The following is a 19,080-nucleotide window of genomic DNA, read 5'->3' as shown; positions in this document are numbered from 1 at the left end:
ATTAAGCTGCAACACAATCTTATATGGGTCTCCCGAGAAAATGTTGACACATACTCCTTTCTATGCCGGCATCAAGGTATTGCATGGATATGGTATAATAGTTACGCTTTCAGGGATATCTATGCACTGAAAGCCTATTATATCGTATTTTTTCAAGAATGAAAATAGAAGGGAGCTAGGATTTTGGAACGAGAAGAAATCAAGATGAAACTCTTGGAACTTGCGGCGCAAGGCGTGGAAGTCCCCCGCATGGAGATGATCAAGACCCTGGAACAGATTGCCGGAATCCGCGAAGCGGGACGGCTCAACACGCAGGTTCTGGATGCAGTGGAAAAGGCAATCCATGTGGGCATGACGACAGAAGAAATCGACCGCATTGTCTACGAATATACGGTCAGTCACGATGCCACTCCGGCCTGCCTTAATTTTGAAGGCTTTCCCAAAAGCGTCTGCACCTCTGTGAATGATGTAATCTGTCATGGTATCCCAAGCCTCGATGCAGTCCTTAAAAACGGCGATATCGTCAATGTCGATGCCACGACCATCTACAAGGGGTATGTTGGGGATGCTTCCCGTATGTTCATGCTCGGGAACGTGCCGAACAATCGCCGGAACCTCGTGGGCATCACGAAGGAATGTCTCCGCCGCGGCATGCAGAATGCTGTAGGCTGGAAGAACACGTTGGGTGACATTGGTGCGGCCATCCAGTCCTTTGCCAAGAAGCATGGCTATTCCGTGGTCCGCGAATTTGGCGGTCATGGTGTGGGGCTTTCCATGCATGAAGATCCTTTTGTTTCCCACGTCGGGAAAAAGGGAACGGGCATGCTCCTTGTGCCGGGCATGGTCATTACCATTGAGCCCATGATCAACGAGGGGCGGGCAGCGCTTTATATCGATGAAATCGATCATTGGACGGTTCGTACGGAAGACGGGAAGTCTTCGGCTCAGTGGGAGCATACCCTGCTCATCACGGAGGGAGAACCGGAAATTCTTTCTTGCTGAGAAAAAGGAGCAATCTCATGGATTTTTTCACGCTTGCCAAAAATCGTTATTCTGTACGCAAGTTCAGCGAACGCCCTGTTGAACCTGAAAAACTGGAGAAGGTCCTTGAAGCCGCGCGTGTGGCACCGACAGCCCATAATTATCAGCCCTTTCGCATTTATGTGCTTAAAAGCAAGGAAGCCATTGTCAAGATTCGTGAACTGACGCCCTGCGCCTTTAATGCCCCGATTGTTCTTATGGTGACAGTCTGCCGCGATGAGCAGTGGGTCAATGAACTGGAAAAAGGGTTCCTTTCGGGACAGGTCGATGCAGGCATTGTGGGAACCCATCTTATGCTGGAAGCTTGGGAACAAGGGTTGGGAAGCTGCTGGGTGGCTCACTTTCCGCCCGTCAAGACAGCCGACGCCTTTGGTCTGTCCCATAATGAAATGCCTGTTTTCCTCCTTCCCTTGGGCTATGCCGCAGAAGGTGCAAAAGCCTCCTCTCTTCATGAAAAGCGGCGCAGTTTGACGGAACTGGTGAAGGAACTTTAAGGTTTCCCTACTTCGAAGGATAGAAGGAAAATTAAAAGTTTTTATAAAGAATGACCATCAATTGGATAAAATCTCCCTGAACTTTCCTTTTTACTTCCTCATGGAGTATAATAAGGAAAAATGTAAAAAAGGACGTGACCCCATGAATAAGAGAGCAGAACGCTTCAAGAAATTCATTGCTGACCAAAAAGTAGAAGGTTTTACCATTGAAGAACCCAAAAGTGAACCGAATAACCTGGTCCTTTTCCGGAGCAATTTCCGCATGGATGGCAATCTCCTTCCCTTTGGCATCTTTGTCGATGATACGCCCTTTGCCATGATCCGCGTTGTCGTTGTGGCAGAAGCCCTGCGGGACGATAACGAAAAGGAAGTCACCGGCCTTATCAATCAGCTCAACCTCAAGTACAAACCATACAAATTCTATATTGACGGCGCCAAGAATCTTATGGCTGAATCCTGCATCATTCTCCGCGATGGGGAAGAAGCCGTAGGTGATATGCTTCTTTTTGTGCTGAACCTGGCTCAGCAGGATCTTGGAAAGGAATACAAGACCATTATGCAGACTGTCTGGGGTAAGGGCAGCAACGATAAAAAACAAAATTGACGGCGATAGCCGTAAAAAAGCTGACTGCAGGGAGAACCGCCGCAGCCAGCTTTTTTGTAAAGCGTCTTCCTCATGGGGCCCCTTGGCAGGAAAAGAAAAAGCTAAGAAGAGCCGCGGCAAGGGAAAAGAAAAATGCGGCTGATTGCTTCAGCTAAAGAGGCTTTTACGTGTCAGCTTCTATAAGACGGGAAAGCGGAATCCCTGGATAGTTGATCGGCGGGACCTGGTTACGGGCCGCAAGCAGCCCTGTTCATAAGGAACTGACCAGTTTTAGATTGGACCTTTGGCTGCCCGTAACCCAGGCGCATCAAAAAAAAGCCACCCGCGTTGCGGATGGCTTTTTTGATGCGCCTTAAAGCATGATGTACTTACCGATAAACAGTATGGTGAGGATGTACATGAGGCCGCTGATCCGGTCCGTGTGACGCGTCAGGACATTAAGGACCGTGTAGGAAATGACGCCAAAGGAAATGCCTTCTGAAATGCTGTAGCAAAAAGGCATGGCAATGATGGCAATGTAGGCCGGAATGGCTTCGGAAAGGTCGTTCATGTCAATCTTATTAACGGACGAGAACATGAGAAAGCCAACCACGATGAGGGCCGGTGCCGTTGCAAAGGCGGGAATGGCCATGAAAAATGGCGACAGGAACAGGGAAAGGAGAAAGAGCACGGATACGGTTACCGCTGTCAGCCCTGTGCGGCCGCCTTCAGCGACGCCGGCTGCACTTTCAACAAAGGTTGTGACCGTGCTTGTTCCCATGAGGGCCCCCGTGCAGGTTGCGACGGAGTCGGCCATGAGGGCCCCTTTGATGTGGGGCAGGCGGCCTTTTTCGTCGAGCATGTTGCTCTTGGAGGCAACCCCGATAAGGGTCCCCAGTGTATCGAAGAGGTCAACGAAGAGGAAGGCAAAAATCACGGCGAAGAAGTCGAGGGAAAAGACCGAGGAAAAATCCATCTTGCCCCAAACGGGCAGGGGATTCAAGGGAATGAAGGCGGCCATACCGGCAGAAAGGTTGGGAAAGACACTGAAGGTCCCAAGTTTCGGATCTGGAATGTAAAGGCCCGATGCTTCTGCAATCATCCCGAGAATCCAAGTGCCCAGGATGCCAAAAAGAATGTTGCCGCGGACGTTCTTGATGATGAGAAAGCCTGTAAAAAGAATCCCGATGAGGGCGATGACGACGGTGATCCCTACGCTGTGGAACGTCCCGTCAGCAACCGCTTTGGTAAAGGAATAGAGTGAAACCTTGGTTGCTGGGTTGGCCACGACAATCTTGGCGTTAAGCAGACCGATGAAAGCGATGAAAAGGCCAATGCCAACGGAAATGGCCCGTTTCAATGTCAAGGGGATGGCGTTGAAAATGGCTTCCCGGATGTTTGTGAGGGAAAGAAAAATAAAGACAAGGCCTTCGACAAAGACGGCAGCGAGGGCGACCTGCCACGTATACCCCATCTGCAGGACAACCGTATAGGCAAAGTAGGCATTAAGTCCCATGCCCGGAGCCAGGGCAAAGGGGTAGTTGGCAAACAAGGCCATGAAGAGGGTCCCCAAGGCAGAGGCAAGGGCTGTCGTTGTCACGAGCGCCCCCTTATCCATTCCTGTGGCACTGAGGATGGAGGGGTTTACGATGAGGATATAGGCCATTGTCATGAAGGTGGTGATGCCGGCAATGATTTCGGTCCGGGCATCGGTGTGGTTTTCCTTGAGGTGGAAAACGCGGTCAAAGAGTTCTTCCATGGTGTGACTTCCTTTCTTTACTGGACAATGAAAAATCAGGACTTTTTCCAGAAGGCACGGAAGCGCTCCAGCATCGTTTTCTGGGGCAGTTTTTCCGGCCAAAGTTCCTCTTTATCGGAATGCCGCAGGGCCGAGGCCATGTGGTCATAGAAATGGGGAATTTCTTGTTCAAGGCGTCGGGCCAGTTCCTTCATATCCTGGCGCTGGGTCTTGCCGTCATAGGGGCAGGGGTTTGCCAAGGGGTGAAGGCCAATCTTTTTGCCGATGGCAATGATTTCCGATTCCCGGTAAAAAAGCAGGGGCCTGATGACGGTCATGCCGCTGCGGGAAAGATGGGTCACGGGCAGGAAGGTCTTGTTCTGCCCCGACTGGAAGAGGTTCAGCATCAAGGTTTCCACGGCGTCGTCATTGTGATGGGCCAGGGCAATCTTGTTGCAGCCAAGTTCGCTGGCTTTGCGGTTCATCGCGGCCCGGCGGAAGTAGGCACAGGAAAAGCAGGGGGTGTTGCCTCGATGGGCCCAGAGGGCTTCGACATTGACCTGTTCCGAATAATGAGTGAGTCCGTAGGTGCGGCAAAAGGCTTCCAGTTCCTTTTTGGGGAAATCTTCGGCAAACATGCCGTCCATAGTGTAGCACAATAGGTCAAAATGGCGGGGACTGTGTTTTTGGATCTCGGCTAAGGCCGCCGTAAGGAACATGCTGTCCTTGCCGCCGGAAAGGCCGATGAGAATCTTATCCCCTTCTTCAATCATGTTGAATTCAATCAGGGCCCGCCACAGCTTTGTAAGGTCGCTGGCGGGTACAAAGGCATCGTGTTTCATGAGATGATGTTCACACTCCTGGAAAAGGATTCTTCTATTATAGCAAAAATAGAGCGGACATGTTAGAATAATAAAGCAAATTCTAGACGAATTGTGAGGAGAAAATGGAAGATCTATTATCATCACTCAATACTCAGCAGGCTGAAGCCGTCAAACATGTGGCTGGGCCTATTTTAATTTTGGCAGGTGCTGGAAGCGGCAAGACAAAGGCCCTGACGACACGGATTGCCTATCTTTTGGAAAAAGGCGTTCCTCCTTACAGCATCCTTGCCATTACGTTTACGAACAAAGCGGCCAAAGAAATGCGCGAACGCGTGGATAAGCTTGTGGGCCCTCTTGCCAAAGATGTATGGCTCTATACGTTCCACGGCTTCTGCAACCAGCTCCTGCGCCGGGAAATCAAGCATCTGTCCCACTATGGCTATGGGACAGGCTTTTCCATTTATGATACGACAGACTGCAAGAATGTCCTGAAAGGCATCCTAAAGGATCTCAAGATGGACGAAAAGTTCTATCCCCTGAACGCGGTCATGTCGGTGATTTCAAATGCCAAGAATGCCCAGCTTTCCAGTGCCGCTTTTGCGAGGAAGGCCGAGGATTTCCATGCCAAGAAAGTGGCCGAAATCTATCTTGAATACGAAAAGCGCATGCGTCAGAACAACGCTGTTGATTTTGACGACCTCCTGCTGCTTTCCGTGGATCTGCTGCAGCATGACAAGGAGGTGCGGGAAAAATATCAGCATAAGTTCCAGTATGTCATGATTGATGAATACCAGGATACGAACCATGTGCAGTATCTTCTGGCCAAACTCATCAGTGCCCCGGAAAACAACCTTTGTGCCGTCGGCGATATTGACCAGAGTATCTATGGGTGGCGCGGTGCCGATATCAGCAATATCCTCGATTTCGAAAAAGATTATCCAGAGGCCAAGATCTATAAACTCGAGCAGAATTACCGCTCTACCCAGGTCATCCTCGATGCGGCCAATGCGGTCATTGAGCATAACAGCGCCCGTCGGCCCAAGAACCTTTGGACGGAAAATGGGAACGGAAAACCCATCACCTATTTTCAGGCCTTCAACGACCGAAATGAAGCGGAATTCACTGTCCATAATATGCGGCGGCTGCGTGACGAAGATCATTTCCAGCTGGGCGATATGGCCGTCCTTTACCGGACCAATGCCCAGTCCCGTATGTTTGAAGAAACCCTCATCAAAAACGGCCTTCCTTATATCATGGTTGGGTCCCTGAAGTTCTATGACCGCAAGGAAGTCAAGGACCTGCTTGCTTATTTGAGGCTCCTTGTAAATGGCCGTGACGAGCAGGCCTTGGAGCGGGTCATCAACGAACCGAAACGGGGCATTGGCAGTGCGACCGTGGAGAAACTCAAGACGCTCCTTAATGAAACGGGACTGCCGCTGCATGAAGCCCTCATGACGCCCCTTGCTGGCGAGCTCCTTGGCAGGAGCCTCCTTAAAGTGACCACTTTCAGTACCCTTCTTGAAAGTCTGCGCAAGGAAACCGATACGGTTCCTGTGGAGCAGCTCATGACGGATATCCTCGAAAAGACCGGGTACTGGGATGCCTTGCTCCTGGAAGGATCGGAACAGGCGCGGGGCCGCATGGACAACCTTGATGAATTAAAGCGCATTGCCGCGGAATTCCAGGAAGATGAAACGGAAGAGGAAAAGACCTTGGAGGATTTTCTGAACCATGTGGCCCTTGTTTCCGATATCGATGATGCCAAACTCAGCCGCGACGCCGTGACGCTGATGACGCTTCACTCGGCCAAGGGACTTGAATTTCCCGTTGTCTTTATGGCCGGCATGGAAGAGGGCCTTTTCCCGAGCCAGCGTTCCCTTGACGACACGGATAAGCTTGAAGAAGAACGGCGTCTGTGCTATGTTGGGATTACGCGGGCCAAGAGAAAACTGTTCCTGACAAGCTGCCGGAGCCGCATGATGTACGGCCGGACGGTCATGTTCCCGCCGAGCCGCTTCCTTGAAGAGATTCCCCGCCATCTCATTGAAACGGCCCTTGCCGGTCAGCAGGATAGGTCGGGGGCGCCGCGCGCGGCATGGGGAAACCGGACGCAGGAAGAACGGTCAGGGCTTCGCAGTATCGTCAGGAAACGCGGGGCAAGCATCCTTGACCGGCGCAGCAGCCGCTCCGAATATGTGCCGGAGGGGGAGATGGAAGCCTTCAAGGCAGGCGATAAAGTCCGTCATAAGGCCTGGGGCGTAGGAACCGTCATTTCGGCCCAGCCCGACACGGATGGTCAGATTGTCAAAGTGGCCTTCCCCGGTACGGGCATCAAGACCCTTTCAACGAAATATAAAGTCATCCAGAAAGTATAAGAGGCGAATCTTATGACGACCATGACAAAACAAGAGGCCTTAACAAAGGCCCAAGCCCTCCGCAAGGAATTGGAACGCAACTCCTATCTTTATTACGTGGAAGATATGCCCACGATCACTGACGCGGAATATGACAGTCTTATGCGCCAGCTGCGGGCCATTGAGGCGGAATATCCTGAACTTGTAACGCCTGATTCCCCGACACAGCACGTCGGCGGCTACGCAAAACCAGGGTTTACGGAAGTGCATCACATTACGCCGCTTTTAAGTTTGGCCAATGCCTTTTCCCCGGAAGAAATGAAGGAGTTTGACCGCAGGGTCCATGAAGGTCTTCCTAAGGATGCCAAAGTAGAATATGTGGTGGAACCGAAAATCGACGGTCTTGCCTGCAGCATCATCTATGAAAATGGCCGCTTTGTCCGGGCAGCGACGCGTGGCGACGGCATGGTCGGCGAAAATGTGACGGAAAATGTGCGGACCATCAAAAATATCCCTAAGGTCCTGCCCTCGCTTCCCGGTGTTCCCATGCCGGAACTCCTTGATGTGCGGGGAGAAGTCTATATGCCACGTCATGCCTTTTTGAAGCTGAATGAGCAGCGGGTAGAAAGAGGGGAGACGGAATTTGCCAATCCCCGGAATGCCGCTGCCGGTTCCCTGCGTCAGCTCGACCCCCGCGTCACGGCTAGGCGTTCCCTGGCTTTTTTTGCCTACGGCATTGGCACGGGTGCCCTTGATACGCATAATGATTCCATGGACCGCCTTGAGGCCTATGGCTTTACAACGACAGAAGGTCGGACCAAGGTCACGACCATTGAAGAGGCCAACGCCCTCATTGTTCGTCACGGTGAGCGCCGCAAGAGCCTTGGCTATGATACGGACGGTGTCGTCGTCAAGGTCAACGCCGTGTGGCAGCAGAATATTCTCGGGTCGACGGGAAAGGATCCCCGCTGGGCCATGGCCTATAAGTTCCCGCCCGAACAGGCTGAAACGACGCTGCGGGACATCGTTATCCAAGTGGGTCGAACGGGCGTCCTTACACCGACAGCTGTCCTTGATCCAGTAAAGCTTTCGGGGAGCACCATCAGCCGCGCCACACTTCATAATGAAGATTTTATTGCGGAAAAGGATATCCGCATCGGTGATCGGGTCATTATCAATAAAGCAGCGGAAATCATCCCGGAAGTCCTGCGTGTCGCCGTGGAAAAACGGACAGGAGAGGAAAAGGTTTTCCATATGCCTACGGAATGTCCGGAGTGCGGCTGGCCGGTTGTCCGCAAAAATGGGGAAGCCGCGGTGCGCTGCACCAATCCTCACTGTCCGGCCTTGGGCAGGGAAGGCCTCATCCATTTTACAAGCCGCGACGCCATGAACATCGATGGCTGCGGCCCTGCTGTCCTGCTCCAGCTCCAGGAACGGAACCTGGTAAAGGATCCGAGCGACCTTTATCTGCTTACGGCAGATGACCTCATGGAACTGGACCGCATGGGCGCAAAGTCTGCCAATAACCTCGTCAGGGCCATTGCTGCCAGTAAGGAAAACAGCTTGGATAAGCTTCTATTTGCCCTTGGCATCCGTCATGTTGGGGCCAAGGTGGCCCGCACCCTTGCCTTGAAATACCAGACCATGGACGCCCTGATGAAGGCTACGCAGGAAGAATTGGCACAGATTCCTGACATTGGGCAGGTCATTGCCGAAAGTGTCGTGACCTATTTTGGCGACCCAGGAAACCAGGATTATGTAGAACGGCTAAAGGAATTAGGACTTAATATGAAGATGTTGGGAACGGCTGCTTCCAATGAGAATCATCCCTTCTACGGTAAGACCATGGTCTTTACGGGGACCCTGCCCACCCTTGACCGGGCAACGGCCCAGACCATGGCTCAAGAAGTGGGGGCCAAGGTGACAAGTTCCGTCAGCAAGAAGACGGACTATGTTGTCGCAGGTGCCGATCCAGGCAGCAAATATACCAAAGCCCAGTCCTTGGGTGTCACTATCCTTGATGAAGCCGCATTCAGGCGGCTCCTGGAAAATAGGGACGCCCAATCATCCAGATAAAAAAGCTGCGGAGAAGGAAGGTTTCTTTCTCCGCAGCTTTTTTGTTGGATTCAGCCGGCCAAATAAGTGAAAAGGACGATCATAAGCGGCATGGTGATGACGCACAGGACCATACTGATGAGGTTGACACTGCCGGCAAGGAAGGCGTCCTTCCTAAACATGACGGCAAATTGGGTCAGCAGCGTTGCCGGCGGGGCGCAGACAGCCAGCATCCCAATTTGGAACAAAAAGAGTTCCCCTGGGTGAGTCTTCAAGAAGCCGGTTGCCATGACAAGGAGGGTGACAAAAAAAGGAAAAACGAAAAGCCTGCCTATACAAATCAGCCATACCTTGGTTGAATGAAAAAGGCCGGACAGGTCCTTTTCGGCCATGACCATGCCCGTTACGAGCATGCTCAAGGGGCCTATCATGCCGGCCAGCATGCCCATGGTGTTCTGGATGATCGGCGGCAGTATGATTTGAAAGAAAAAGAGGGTCATGCCCATGGCCACAGAAAGGATGTTGATGTTAACAAGCGCCTGCCGAAGCGTGATGCGGCGCTTTCCACTCATGAGGGCCATGCCGTGGGTCCAGACAAAAAATTGTTGGACGGCATTGTACATGCAGGCATAAAAGACGTATTCCTCACCAAAAACGGAGGCCACCAGGGGAAAGATGAGGTTTCCTGAATTGGTGTACATCAGGGAGGCCCGCGCTGTACCGTCAAGGCTCGTTGTCTTGCCTAAAAAGGTGATGAGGACCAGCCAGAAAAGATGGACCGCAATGGCAAAAATGACAGCAATGCCAAAGCCATGGATTTTTTCTTCCGATAAGGGAAGCTGCAGGGCCTTGATGATGGACGAGGGAATGATGACATAAATGAGAAGCGTCGAAATGGGTGTGCACTCGGACGCCTTCATGATGCCTTTCTTGACGGCCGCGTAGCCGATGATGGCAATAAGAAGCAGGGAGGATAGCTGGGAAAACAAAAGGGGCACGATTGCCAAGTAAGGTCACCTCCGTAAGGATGAATTTTTACCATTATAGGTGCTTTTGTGAAATTTTGCAAAAAAACGTTGCTTTCCTACCGAAATGCTATATAATAGAACATCCAAGATTTGGATACAGCCAATGATTCTTGAAAGGAGGATTCCTATGGAACCTTATTCCCTTTCCTTATTTGATAGCCTGGCGCCGCGGGACACGGAGCCGGAAGCAAAACGCCGCAAAGGAAAGCTCACCTTGGTGCGCCCCCTGTCCTATGTGGTCATTGATATTGAAACAACAGGACTTGACGTGGCACGCAGTGCCATCATTGAAATCGGGGCCATCCATGTACGAAATGGCACCGTTTCAGATCGTTTCCAGACCTTCCTGACCCCGGAACCATACCAAAGCCTGTCACCTTTTATTACCAGCCTGACAGGCATTACGGACAGCGACCTTGTGGGGGCACCGACCTTTAGGAAGATCCTGCCGCGGCTGCGGGATTTTTTGGGCGGCTATACCTTGGTGGGGCACAATGTCAATTTTGATATCAACTTCCTTTATGACCGGTTTTACCGGGAAACGGGGGAACATTTGAATAACCCCTATCTTGATACGAAGAAGCTTGCCAAGACCGTTGTGCCAGGTTTATACCATTACAGTCTGGAAGCCCTTTGTGAGTATTTTGGCATCGCGGGCAACCATCATCGGGCCGTTGATGACTGTGAACTCACGGAAAAGGTACTGGATAAACTCTGGCGCCTTAAGACGCAGCAGGGCTGACTTCATAAGGAACCAAAAAGACCTAGGTCCCGTGGACCTAGGTCTTTTGCTGGGAAGGGAGGCGAAAGCCCCCTTCTTTTTTATTGTGCCGTTTGACTTTTGGGGGCGTCACCTACGAGCTCCTTCCCGCAGTGTTTGACAACCATCAGGGCAAGGAACATCAGGGCAACGGCAACGACAAGCTGCAGGCCATCAACCATGAGGACGAAGGTGCCGGCCATGAGTTTGCCATAGATTCCATACAGGGACAGGCAGAGGGCACTCATGGTGACAATGAACATAAAGGTCATGGGGATGTAGAGCATCCAACTCTTGCGGCCCGTCGTACGCAGGAAGACGGCAAGGGCAATGAGGACCAGGGCGGAAAGCAGCTGATTGGCAGCCCCAAAGAGCGGCCAAATGTTGAGGTAACCGCCGAGGCAGAGCAGGTAGCTTGGAATCAAGGTAACAATCGTTGCTACGTAGGTGTTGGAGAGGAATTTCGCGGCACTGCTGTCATATTCGCTCAGCAGTTCCTGGAGCATCATGCGGCCGATACGGGTGACGGCGTCGATGGTCGTCATGGCAAGGGCGGAGATGCACATGGTCACGATGCAGTTGCTGACATAGGGCGGAATCCCGAAAATGGAAAAATAACGGCCGATGGCAGATCCGAAGATAGCAAAGGGCGTTGCTTTCGGCAGAGCTCCGTTGACTGCAACGGAGCAGGCAATGACGAGGGAAACAACCCCCAGGACGGATTCAATGAGCATGGCGCCATAGCCAACAGGAAGCATATCCTTTTCGTTGGAAATGGTCTTGGAAGAAGTACCGGAAGAAACCAGGCTGTGGAAGCCGGAAACGGCGCCGCAGGCGATGGTTACAAAAAGGATGGGGAAAAGGGGCCGGTTTGCCACGGTAAAGCCCTTGAAAGCCGGCATATTGATGGTGGGATTGCCGACGAGGATACCGACAACGCCTGCCAGGATCATGCCAAGGAGCAGGAAAACACTTAAATAATCACGAGGCTGGATAAGGAGCCACATGGGCAGGACAGAAGCTATGAAGCAATAGGCATAGGTTGCGTAGAGCCAACTGGTGCGGGAGGCAAAAAGCGGATTGGCAATCCCCACAGCAATCATGGCAACCATGCAGATGAGGGCCAGGACCACTTCCTTGACGCCGCTGATATTAAAGCGGCGAACGGCCCAGCCAAAAACCATGGCAACGAAAACGTAGAGGGTGGAAATGGAGCCGGCAGCTGCATTTGGTCCCAGGAGTTCACCCGTCTTGGAAAAGCCATTGAACGTGCTTGCCATGATGTCGGAAAAGGCTGCAATGACAAGAAGGGAGAAGAGCCAGCTGAACAGGAGGAACATCTTGCAGCCCGTCTTGCCAACGTACTGTTCAATGATCTTGCCCATGCTCTTGCCATCGTTGCGGACCGAAGCATAAAGGGCCGTAAAGTCCTGGACAGCGCCGAAAAAAATGCCGCCTACAATAATCCATAAGAATGCAGGAAGCCAACCAAACATAGCGGCAATAATCGGGCCTGTGACAGGGCCTGCTCCCGTAATTGAAGAAAACTGATGGGCAAAGACCGTAAAACGGGAAGCCGGCGCAAAGTCGCGGCCATCTTCAAAGCGATAGGCCGGCGTCTTGGCATCGGGTTCGATACCCCAGGTCTTGACGAGCCAACGGCCATAGAATAGGTAGGCACACGCAAAGATGACGATTGCAATACAAACCAATGTTAATCCATTCATCATAGCCACTTCCTTTCCAAAAATTTCAAGTCCCGCATGAATGCTGGGATTGAGAGGGTGATGAGTGTTTACAGAGCCATAATTTATCACTTGTATACATAATTGTCAACATAAATTTTAAAAATGAGTGGTAAAATACTGCTATTTTGTTATGGAGAATCTCCAAAAGAACGCGAAATATAGAGATAAGGTCTTTTACATAAGGACATATATGTAAAAACGTACATTGAGGAAAATAGGAATTGAAAGAAATTTTACTTTTGTAGATGAAAAAATGAAAAATCCTATAAGACGAAACACTTACTTTTGAAAACAATAATAAAAGGATAAAAGTGTTACCTTTATATCAATGAGGTATGAAAATAACTGGGAATTGTTCATGAAAAATTAATATGTATAAATACAAAATGTACTGCTTATTACGTACTTTTAGAAGAAAAGAGCCGACTAGTGATTCAAAGTAATTGAAATAGTGTGGAAAAAATGAATAAAATGATTCATTATACAGGATAAAATGGAGACAAAGGTTGATTTTTTGCACGGAGTGAATACAATATAATGTGCTTGTATGAAAAAGGAGAGTGGTAGCATGTCAAAGAAACGAATCGTCGGTGTTGTTGGTCTGGGCCATGTCGGTGCCCATGTTGCCTATACGTTAGGGGTCACGGGAACGGCTGACCTTGTCAAACTTTGTGATATCAATGAAAAGAAGCTTGTCAGTGAGCATCAGGATCTCATGGATGCGGCCATGTTCATGCCCCATCATGTCAGCTATGCCATGGCTTCCTATGAAGAACTGGGAGACTGCGATATCATCATCAATGCGATTGGGAAAATTGACCTGCTTGTCACCCATAACCGAGATACGGAAATGAACTTTACAGTGGCCCAAGTTGCTGACTTCATTCCCAAGATCATGAAGGGCGGCTTCAAGGGAATCTTCATCAACATCACCAATCCCTGTGATGTGGTGTCCGATCTGATTTCCAAATTGAGCGGTCTGCCTACGGGCCATGTTTTTGGCACGGGGACAGGCCTTGACACGTCGCGCCTGGTAAGTGCCATTTCCCAACAGACTGGCCTTGACCATAAATCCATTACGGCCTACATGATGGGCGAACACGGCAACGCGCAGATGGTGCCTTGGTCCGTCATCCAGTTCGGCGGCAAGCGCCTTGAAGAACTGAAGGATGATTCCCGTTTCGTTTTTGATCATGATGCCATCAAGGAAAAAACCATCAAAGGCGGCTGGGTGACCTACGTAGGCAAGGGCTGCACGGAATACGGCATTGCGTATACGGCAGCGACCCTTGCCGGATACGTCCTGCGCGATGAAAAGCATATCATGGCAACGAGCGCGCCCCTTCGCGGTGAATATGGCGAAGACGGCATCTTTGCAGGTGTGCCCGGCGTGGTCGGTGAAAATGGCGTGGAAAAGGTTGTTGAACTATCTCTCACGGATGCGGAAAAAAAGGAATTCAAGAAGTGCTGCACGGCCATTCGGGAAAATATCAAAAAAGCCGAAGCGATATGGAAAAAGGCCGAATGAGGGGAAACAAAAAAGCTGTCACCCAAAAAGGTGGCAGCTTTTTTCTGTTTATAGAACGATGGTTGTTCTTGATATACGGCTATTTGACGATGTTTCTCAAGACACCGATGCCTTCAATTTCACATTCGACGACGTCACCGCGCTTTAGATAGCGGGGCGGGTTCATGCCGACGCCTGTGCCGGCCGGTGTGCCCGTGGAAATAATGGTGCCGCAGCGCAGGGTCATACCGTGGGAGAGTTCGCTGATGATGTAGGCAATGCTGTGGACGAGGTTCTTTGTATTGTCCTGCTGCCGCAACTCACCATTTACGCGGCACGTAATGGTAAGGGCCGGCGGGAAGGCAAACTCTTCTGCCGTAACGATGACCGGGCCCATGGGCGCAAACTGGTCCAAGCTTTTTCCAAAGTACCACTGCTTGTGGGCCGTTTGGACATCTCGGGCTGTGACATCATTCAAGATGGTATAGCCAAAAATATAGTCCGGTGCTTCTTTTTCGCTTACGTCCTTGCAGTCCTTCCCGATAATGACGGCAAGTTCACATTCGTAATCAAGTTTGCTGACGATATCAAAATGACCGTCAATGGCTCCGTCAGGATCGACGCAGCGCGTGACCCGTTTGGAAAAATAGACGGGAACGTCCCGTTTTTGGATCTTTTCTTCCGTGTATTCCTGCGGCAGTTCTTCATCGTGGGAGGCATAGTTGATTCCCAGGCAGATGATGTCGTTGGCCGGTTCTGTAATGGGAGACAGGATCTTGACGCTTTCTACGGGGACTGCGGCAACTCCCATGCGGCTGATGGCAAGCAGTTCCTCAAAATCGCTGTGGGCCATGAGGTCGGGCATATCGGCATACTTGTTGGCGGGAATGACAAACTTTCCGTCTTCAGACAGGATGCCGACTTGTTCCTGCCCGTCATTTAACATGGTTACAATTTTCACGGGAATCACTCCTCTGTAGGGTACTTCCTTTATTGTACCCTTTTTTTGTCTTGATTTCTAGAGAATTCAGACGATTTTCACCGGGAAATTTCTCTTTCTATAAGGCGGCTGGCTGTGATAAAATAATAAAAGAATGCATTTATGGAAAGAAGAGGGTCCTATGGAGCAACTGATCTATCAATGTGATGATGGGCACGGTGACTATAACCGAAGCTATGAATCCCATTTCGAAATTGATTATGCGGACTATTCAACGGACCACCGGGAAAACAATTTCCGCAACTATGAGAACAAGGTCCCTAGGAGCAAAAAGGAACGGGTCCGCAATATCCTGAACCACTATGAATGAAGAAAATCCCTTCCGGGTCATCTGGAAGGGATTTCTTTTGTCAGCGCTCAAGAGGAATGACCATGCCGCAGTTGGGAATGATATTGACCGTAAAGTCCGTCTTTCCTTCCGCAAGGAGCTGGGCCTTGGCCTTTTCATAGGCTTCTTCCAGCGTCCTTGTGGGAATCTGGTGGATGCGGCGCACGGCTTCAAAGTTTTCCTGTTTGGTCACAAGGTACAGGGTGTAGTCTTCTGTCAGGGTGCAGAGGAAATAAGCGACAAAAAAGGGGATGGTAAAATGCTGCCGCAGGGCCTTTTCCATGGAAAGGCGGCTGTCGTAGCGGAAACTGTCCCAGAAAATCTGTGGTTCCTTGATGTCCGGCGATTCAATCAGGGCAATGATGATCCCGCCTTTTTTGGTTACGTCCCGGGCCGGTTCATAGCATTTGCAGCCTTGGTAGAGGGAAAGGTCCTTGGGATATCCTCCGGCGCCGACAATGGTCAGGTCCGCTTTTTGGGAAAAGGAAACCGCGTCATTGCTGAGCACTTCCTGCGTTCCTTCAAGCCAGGCTTCATAGGGATCGCCGCTGACAAAACCGCAGACTTCGCCCCTTTCATTGATGAGGGAGTGCAGAAGGAAATCAGGCCGGCAGAATTCCATGCCTTCCAGCATATCCTGATGGACGGGATTATGCGTTAAGGAGCGGCCCTCTGTAAGGGGATTGATGCCTTCCCCGAGGGTATCTGAAAGGGCGAGGGCGTGGTTTTTCTGGATTGTTTCCCAACTGGCAACGCCGGGAAGGATCATTTTTCGTCCGCCGCCAAAGCCTGCAAACAGGTGGGGCATGATTCCGCCGGTCACGATAACAAAATCTGCTTCAACAACACGGCGGTTGAGTTCGACTGGGGTGCCGTACGATGTGGTCCCCACAAGGACAAGGTTTTCCCGGTCGTGACAGTCGTGCTGGTAAAGACGGATCCGGCGAGCGACTTCTTCTCCGACGACAGCTATGTCCTCATCAGGGGTTTGGGCCCGGTGCGTACCTTGGGCAAAAACGATGGAAATATCTTCATCGGGGATGCCTGCATCGTTGAGTTCGTTGATAAGGGGCCGCATGAAATCCCGTGAATGGTTCCAGGCGCGGGTAATATCCGCCGTTACAATGACGACGGACGCCCCTTTTTTTACCATTTCGCGCAGGGGAGGGGAAGCAATGGGGTGACGCAGACTGGCCGTCACGGCATTGTCTATAGAAAGGGCAGCATGGTGCTGCGGCACAAGGATGGACCCAATCCGCTCTTGGGGAAGCGTCAGAGTGGCTTCGCCTTTTCCGTAGGGAATATGAATGGTTTTTTCAGCCATAGGATGTCTTCCTTTCTTTAGATGGTCCTTATTATATCACCTTTTGGCTCCTCCCTCTATTCAATTGATACCCGAATGGGGTATAATGGGACCTGTACAAAGGAGGAATGATCCATGAATCATGTTTTAAGAGCTAAAAAGCTTCGCGAAAGTGATGAACCCATTCATTATAATTGTGCCCAATCCCTTTTTGTCGCTTTTTCTGATGTCCTTGGCGTCAGTGACGAGCGGGCCTTTGCCATGGGCGCAAATTATGGCGGCGGCATGATGCACGGCGGTACGTGCGGTGTAGTGAGTGCCGGCCTTATGATCTTGTCCCTTGCAGGGATTCCCCAGGAAAAGGCCATGGCCCTGCTCCAAGATTTTTTCCGTGACCACGGGACCACGGCCTGCACGGAACTGCTTACGAAAGCCGCTCAGCAAGGGGTGACAAAGAAGGTCAATTGTGATGGGCTCGTCATCCACATGGCAGAACGGCTGGATGCCATCCTTTCCGCCTAAAGGACCTTCCCGACCTCAAAAAAAGCAGCCCCCTTTTCAGGGCTGCTTTTTTCATGCCTTCATTTTGGTTCAATAGAGGCAAGGGCAGGGACTTCTTTTTTTTCAAAACCTTTGCGCTTGAGCTGAATGGCTATGATGAGGTTCGGGATGAAGACAAGTGCAAAGAATATGAGAACCGATGCATAGGTGCCTGTCTGCTTATAGAAAAAGGAGATGAGGGTTGGACCGGCAATGCCCGCCATTGCCCAGGCGGAAAGGATGCGGCCGTGGATGGCACTTAGCTCTTTGGTGCCGAAAAGGTCGCTCAAATAGGCCGGCATGCAGGAAAAGCCGCCGCCATAGGCACTGATGATAAAGAGCACAAGCCCCTTGAAGACAAAGGAAGAGGTGGTGGCGCTGAGGATGAAAAAGGCCAGGATCTCAAGGGCAAAAAAGAGGATGTACGTAACGGGGCGACTCAGTCGGTCGGAAATGGTGGACCAAAGGATGCGTCCGCCGCCGTTCATGATGCCGATGATGCCTACAAAAGCAGCGGCTTCCTGAGCTGACATGCCGATCACGTCCTGGGCCATGGGACTTAAGACAGCAAGCAGACCGATGCCGCAGGTAATATTGATGAAAAAGACCCACCAGAGGCTTTGGAACTGCCAGGTATGCATGGCTTCCGATGCGGTCTTTCCCGTAAGGAGCTGGGAATCAGCTTCCTTTTCCTTTTTTAGGACGGGCGGTTTGAGGTAGAGGGAACAAAGGACCATGATGACCGAGTAGCTCCCTGCCATGAGGCAGAAGGTGCGGGTAAGGCCCACCGTGCGGGTAAGATGCTGCATGAGGGGAGCTGCAATGAGGGCGGCAAAACCAAAGCCCATGATGGCAAGGCCTGTCGCAAAACCGCGGTGGCGGGGAAAATATTTCACCAAGGTTGATACTGGCGTGATGTAGCCTGTGCCAAGACCAATGCCGCCAATGCACCCATAAAAGAGATAAAGGAGGGGAAGGCTCTTGATGGAAAGGGCATAGGCCGTACCTAAAAGCCCCGTTCCAAAGAAAAAGGCGGCCATGAGGCCACTTTTTTGGGGTCCCATTTTTTCTGCAAAGCGCCCCAAGAGCGCGGCCGACATGCCAAGAAAGAAGATGGCAAGGGAAAAGGTCCAGGTGACATCCCCCATGGAAGCGCCCAAGGCTTCCATGATGGGGCGGACAAGGACGCTGAAAGCATAGACACTCCCAATGGAGAGGTGGATGCCCACGGCGGACAGTGCAATCAGTGCGCGATTTCTCATACTGCTTCCTTTCTGGGAAAACTTCCCCTAGAAAGAGAAAAGGCCCGGACCCATCTGCAGCATAAGGCTGCAGATGAAGGGGCCGGGATAAAGAAGGATCATCCGGGCGGCTTTTCTCTGCCCAGACGGTCGGCAAGTTACACAATGCAGAGCACGTGGTCAATTCCACTTATCCGTCAGTTCTGCACTGCTTTATTTGATTGTGATGCGGCTATTATAGCAGGTATGACAGAAAGGAGCAAGAAGAAATTCAGGAAAAAAGATAGACAAAAAAACCGCCCCCCTAGGAGCGGCTTCATCTTTGAAGTGGTGGAACTAACTGGATTCGAACCAGTGACCCCCACGATGTCAACGTGGTACTCTAACCATCTGAGCTATAGTTCCGAGACGAATATTAGTATACCCAAATGAACAGGTCTTGTCAACTCTTTTTTATTTTTTTTGAAGAAAAAAATAATCCGGTTAATTGTAAAATGAAATAGGACATATAAAAAGACATACAGGAAATCTTTTGG

At 51.0% G+C, this 19,080-nt stretch carries 16 protein-coding genes, 1 tRNA gene and 1 riboswitch; of the genes, 9 read left to right on the top strand and 8 right to left on the bottom strand.

Translation table 11 applies throughout. The features are described 5' to 3' along the window. Positions 1-183 precede the first annotated feature (183 nt). From map to QZQ08_RS08230, 3 genes are all read left to right on the top strand, one after another. Positions 184-1,002, top strand: a complete 819-nt coding sequence (gene map / locus QZQ08_RS08240) for a type I methionyl aminopeptidase (protein ID WP_296330659.1) — start codon at positions 184-186, stop codon at positions 1,000-1,002. Positions 1,003-1,019: 17 nt separating this feature from the next. Continuing rightward, positions 1,020-1,535 carry a nitroreductase family protein gene (locus tag QZQ08_RS08235; protein WP_296330657.1) on the top strand — a complete coding sequence of 172 codons (516 nt, stop codon included), beginning with the start codon at positions 1,020-1,022 and terminating at the stop codon, positions 1,533-1,535. A 142-nt stretch (positions 1,536-1,677) separates the two neighbouring features. Beyond that, positions 1,678-2,139, top strand: coding sequence for a hypothetical protein (locus QZQ08_RS08230; protein ID WP_296330655.1), 462 nt, complete (start codon positions 1,678-1,680; stop codon positions 2,137-2,139). A gap of 352 nt (positions 2,140-2,491) precedes the next feature. Here QZQ08_RS08230 and QZQ08_RS08225 read toward each other — a convergent pair whose 3' ends face one another. Together QZQ08_RS08225 and QZQ08_RS08220 are read right to left on the bottom strand one after the other, a co-directional pair. Continuing rightward, positions 2,492-3,877 carry an NCS2 family permease gene (locus QZQ08_RS08225; protein ID WP_296330653.1) on the bottom strand — a complete coding sequence of 462 codons (1,386 nt, stop codon included), beginning with the start codon at positions 3,875-3,877 and terminating at the stop codon, positions 2,492-2,494. Positions 3,878-3,912: 35 nt separating this feature from the next. After that, entirely contained in the window at positions 3,913-4,698 is a 786-nt protein-coding gene (locus QZQ08_RS08220; RefSeq protein WP_296330651.1) for an ATP-binding protein, read from the bottom strand. 104 nt (positions 4,699-4,802) lie between these two features. On the opposite strand from QZQ08_RS08220, the gene pcrA reads away from it, so the two are divergent. Both pcrA and ligA read left to right on the top strand, forming a co-directional pair. Further along, positions 4,803-7,055 (top strand): DNA helicase PcrA, encoded by a 2,253-nt coding sequence (gene pcrA / locus QZQ08_RS08215; protein WP_296330649.1) that lies wholly within the window; start codon positions 4,803-4,805, stop codon positions 7,053-7,055. Between the two features lie 12 nt (positions 7,056-7,067). Next, positions 7,068-9,110 carry an NAD-dependent DNA ligase LigA gene (gene ligA, locus QZQ08_RS08210; RefSeq protein ID WP_296330648.1) on the top strand — a complete coding sequence of 681 codons (2,043 nt, stop codon included), beginning with the start codon at positions 7,068-7,070 and terminating at the stop codon, positions 9,108-9,110. A gap of 50 nt (positions 9,111-9,160) precedes the next feature. On the opposite strand, the gene QZQ08_RS08205 is transcribed toward ligA, so the two are convergent. Beyond that, on the bottom strand, positions 9,161-10,087 hold the full coding sequence (locus QZQ08_RS08205) for an AEC family transporter (RefSeq protein WP_296330662.1): 927 nt from the start codon (positions 10,085-10,087) through the stop codon (positions 9,161-9,163). Between the two features lie 157 nt (positions 10,088-10,244). On the opposite strand from QZQ08_RS08205, the gene QZQ08_RS08200 reads away from it, so the two are divergent. Then, positions 10,245-10,859: a PolC-type DNA polymerase III gene (locus QZQ08_RS08200; protein ID WP_296330645.1), complete on the top strand. Its 615-nt coding sequence runs from the start codon at positions 10,245-10,247 to the stop codon at positions 10,857-10,859. An 80-nt stretch (positions 10,860-10,939) separates the two neighbouring features. Here QZQ08_RS08200 and QZQ08_RS08195 read toward each other — a convergent pair whose 3' ends face one another. Next, positions 10,940-12,604 carry a carbon starvation protein A gene (locus QZQ08_RS08195; RefSeq protein ID WP_302889366.1) on the bottom strand — a complete coding sequence of 555 codons (1,665 nt, stop codon included), beginning with the start codon at positions 12,602-12,604 and terminating at the stop codon, positions 10,940-10,942. A 589-nt stretch (positions 12,605-13,193) separates the two neighbouring features. Here QZQ08_RS08195 and QZQ08_RS08190 point away from each other — a divergent pair. Beyond that, positions 13,194-14,153 (top strand): lactate/malate family dehydrogenase, encoded by a 960-nt coding sequence (locus QZQ08_RS08190; protein ID WP_296330641.1) that lies wholly within the window; start codon positions 13,194-13,196, stop codon positions 14,151-14,153. Between the two features lie 79 nt (positions 14,154-14,232). Here QZQ08_RS08190 and QZQ08_RS08185 read toward each other — a convergent pair whose 3' ends face one another. After that, positions 14,233-15,093, bottom strand: a complete 861-nt coding sequence (locus QZQ08_RS08185; RefSeq protein WP_296330638.1) for a fumarylacetoacetate hydrolase family protein — start codon at positions 15,091-15,093, stop codon at positions 14,233-14,235. 160 nt (positions 15,094-15,253) lie between these two features. Here QZQ08_RS08185 and QZQ08_RS08180 point away from each other — a divergent pair, with 160 nt between their 5' ends. Continuing rightward, the gene (locus tag QZQ08_RS08180) at positions 15,254-15,442 is read left to right on the top strand and encodes a hypothetical protein (RefSeq protein ID WP_296330637.1); all 189 of its coding nucleotides are present in this window, start codon (positions 15,254-15,256) and stop codon (positions 15,440-15,442) included. A 40-nt stretch (positions 15,443-15,482) separates the two neighbouring features. Here QZQ08_RS08180 and larA read toward each other — a convergent pair whose 3' ends face one another. Further along, positions 15,483-16,784 (bottom strand): nickel-dependent lactate racemase, encoded by a 1,302-nt coding sequence (larA, locus tag QZQ08_RS08175; RefSeq protein WP_296330636.1) that lies wholly within the window; start codon positions 16,782-16,784, stop codon positions 15,483-15,485. A 114-nt stretch (positions 16,785-16,898) separates the two neighbouring features. Here larA and QZQ08_RS08170 point away from each other — a divergent pair, with 114 nt between their 5' ends. Next, entirely contained in the window at positions 16,899-17,285 is a 387-nt protein-coding gene (locus QZQ08_RS08170) for a C-GCAxxG-C-C family protein (protein WP_296330633.1), read from the top strand. Between the two features lie 59 nt (positions 17,286-17,344). On the opposite strand, the gene QZQ08_RS08165 is transcribed toward QZQ08_RS08170, so the two are convergent. Then, the gene (locus QZQ08_RS08165) at positions 17,345-18,565 is read right to left on the bottom strand and encodes an OFA family MFS transporter (protein WP_296330631.1); all 1,221 of its coding nucleotides are present in this window, start codon (positions 18,563-18,565) and stop codon (positions 17,345-17,347) included. Positions 18,566-18,677: 112 nt separating this feature from the next. Beyond that, positions 18,678-18,759: riboswitch (ZMP/ZTP riboswitch) on the bottom strand. A gap of 113 nt (positions 18,760-18,872) precedes the next feature. Next, positions 18,873-18,949, bottom strand: a tRNA-Val gene (locus QZQ08_RS08160). Positions 18,950-19,080: the final 131 nt, after the last annotated feature.

Origin of the sequence: uncultured Acidaminococcus sp. (assembly GCA_900538365.1) — a bacterium.
In the GTDB taxonomy this organism is placed as follows: Bacteria; Bacillota; Negativicutes; order Acidaminococcales; family Acidaminococcaceae; genus Acidaminococcus.
The sequence above is the reverse complement of the archived record's forward strand: the minus strand, read 5'-3'. Positions and strand labels throughout refer to the sequence as shown.

Coding starts and splice junctions, on each gene's coding strand:
- QZQ08_RS08225 (WP_296330653.1), bottom strand. CDS start 3,877: ATGGAAGAACTCTTTGACCGCGTTTTCCACCTCAAGGAAAACCACACC.
- QZQ08_RS08230 (WP_296330655.1), top strand. CDS start 1,678: ATGAATAAGAGAGCAGAACGCTTCAAGAAATTCATTGCTGACCAAAAA.
- larA (WP_296330636.1), bottom strand. CDS start 16,784: ATGGCTGAAAAAACCATTCATATTCCCTACGGAAAAGGCGAAGCCACT.
- QZQ08_RS08190 (WP_296330641.1), top strand. CDS start 13,194: ATGTCAAAGAAACGAATCGTCGGTGTTGTTGGTCTGGGCCATGTCGGT.
- QZQ08_RS08220 (WP_296330651.1), bottom strand. CDS start 4,698: ATGAAACACGATGCCTTTGTACCCGCCAGCGACCTTACAAAGCTGTGG.
- pcrA (WP_296330649.1), top strand. CDS start 4,803: ATGGAAGATCTATTATCATCACTCAATACTCAGCAGGCTGAAGCCGTC.
- QZQ08_RS08195 (WP_302889366.1), bottom strand. CDS start 12,604: ATGAATGGATTAACATTGGTTTGTATTGCAATCGTCATCTTTGCGTGT.
- ligA (WP_296330648.1), top strand. CDS start 7,068: ATGACGACCATGACAAAACAAGAGGCCTTAACAAAGGCCCAAGCCCTC.
- QZQ08_RS08165 (WP_296330631.1), bottom strand. CDS start 18,565: ATGAGAAATCGCGCACTGATTGCACTGTCCGCCGTGGGCATCCACCTC.
- QZQ08_RS08170 (WP_296330633.1), top strand. CDS start 16,899: ATGAATCATGTTTTAAGAGCTAAAAAGCTTCGCGAAAGTGATGAACCC.
- QZQ08_RS08235 (WP_296330657.1), top strand. CDS start 1,020: ATGGATTTTTTCACGCTTGCCAAAAATCGTTATTCTGTACGCAAGTTC.
- QZQ08_RS08200 (WP_296330645.1), top strand. CDS start 10,245: ATGGAACCTTATTCCCTTTCCTTATTTGATAGCCTGGCGCCGCGGGAC.
- QZQ08_RS08180 (WP_296330637.1), top strand. CDS start 15,254: ATGGAGCAACTGATCTATCAATGTGATGATGGGCACGGTGACTATAAC.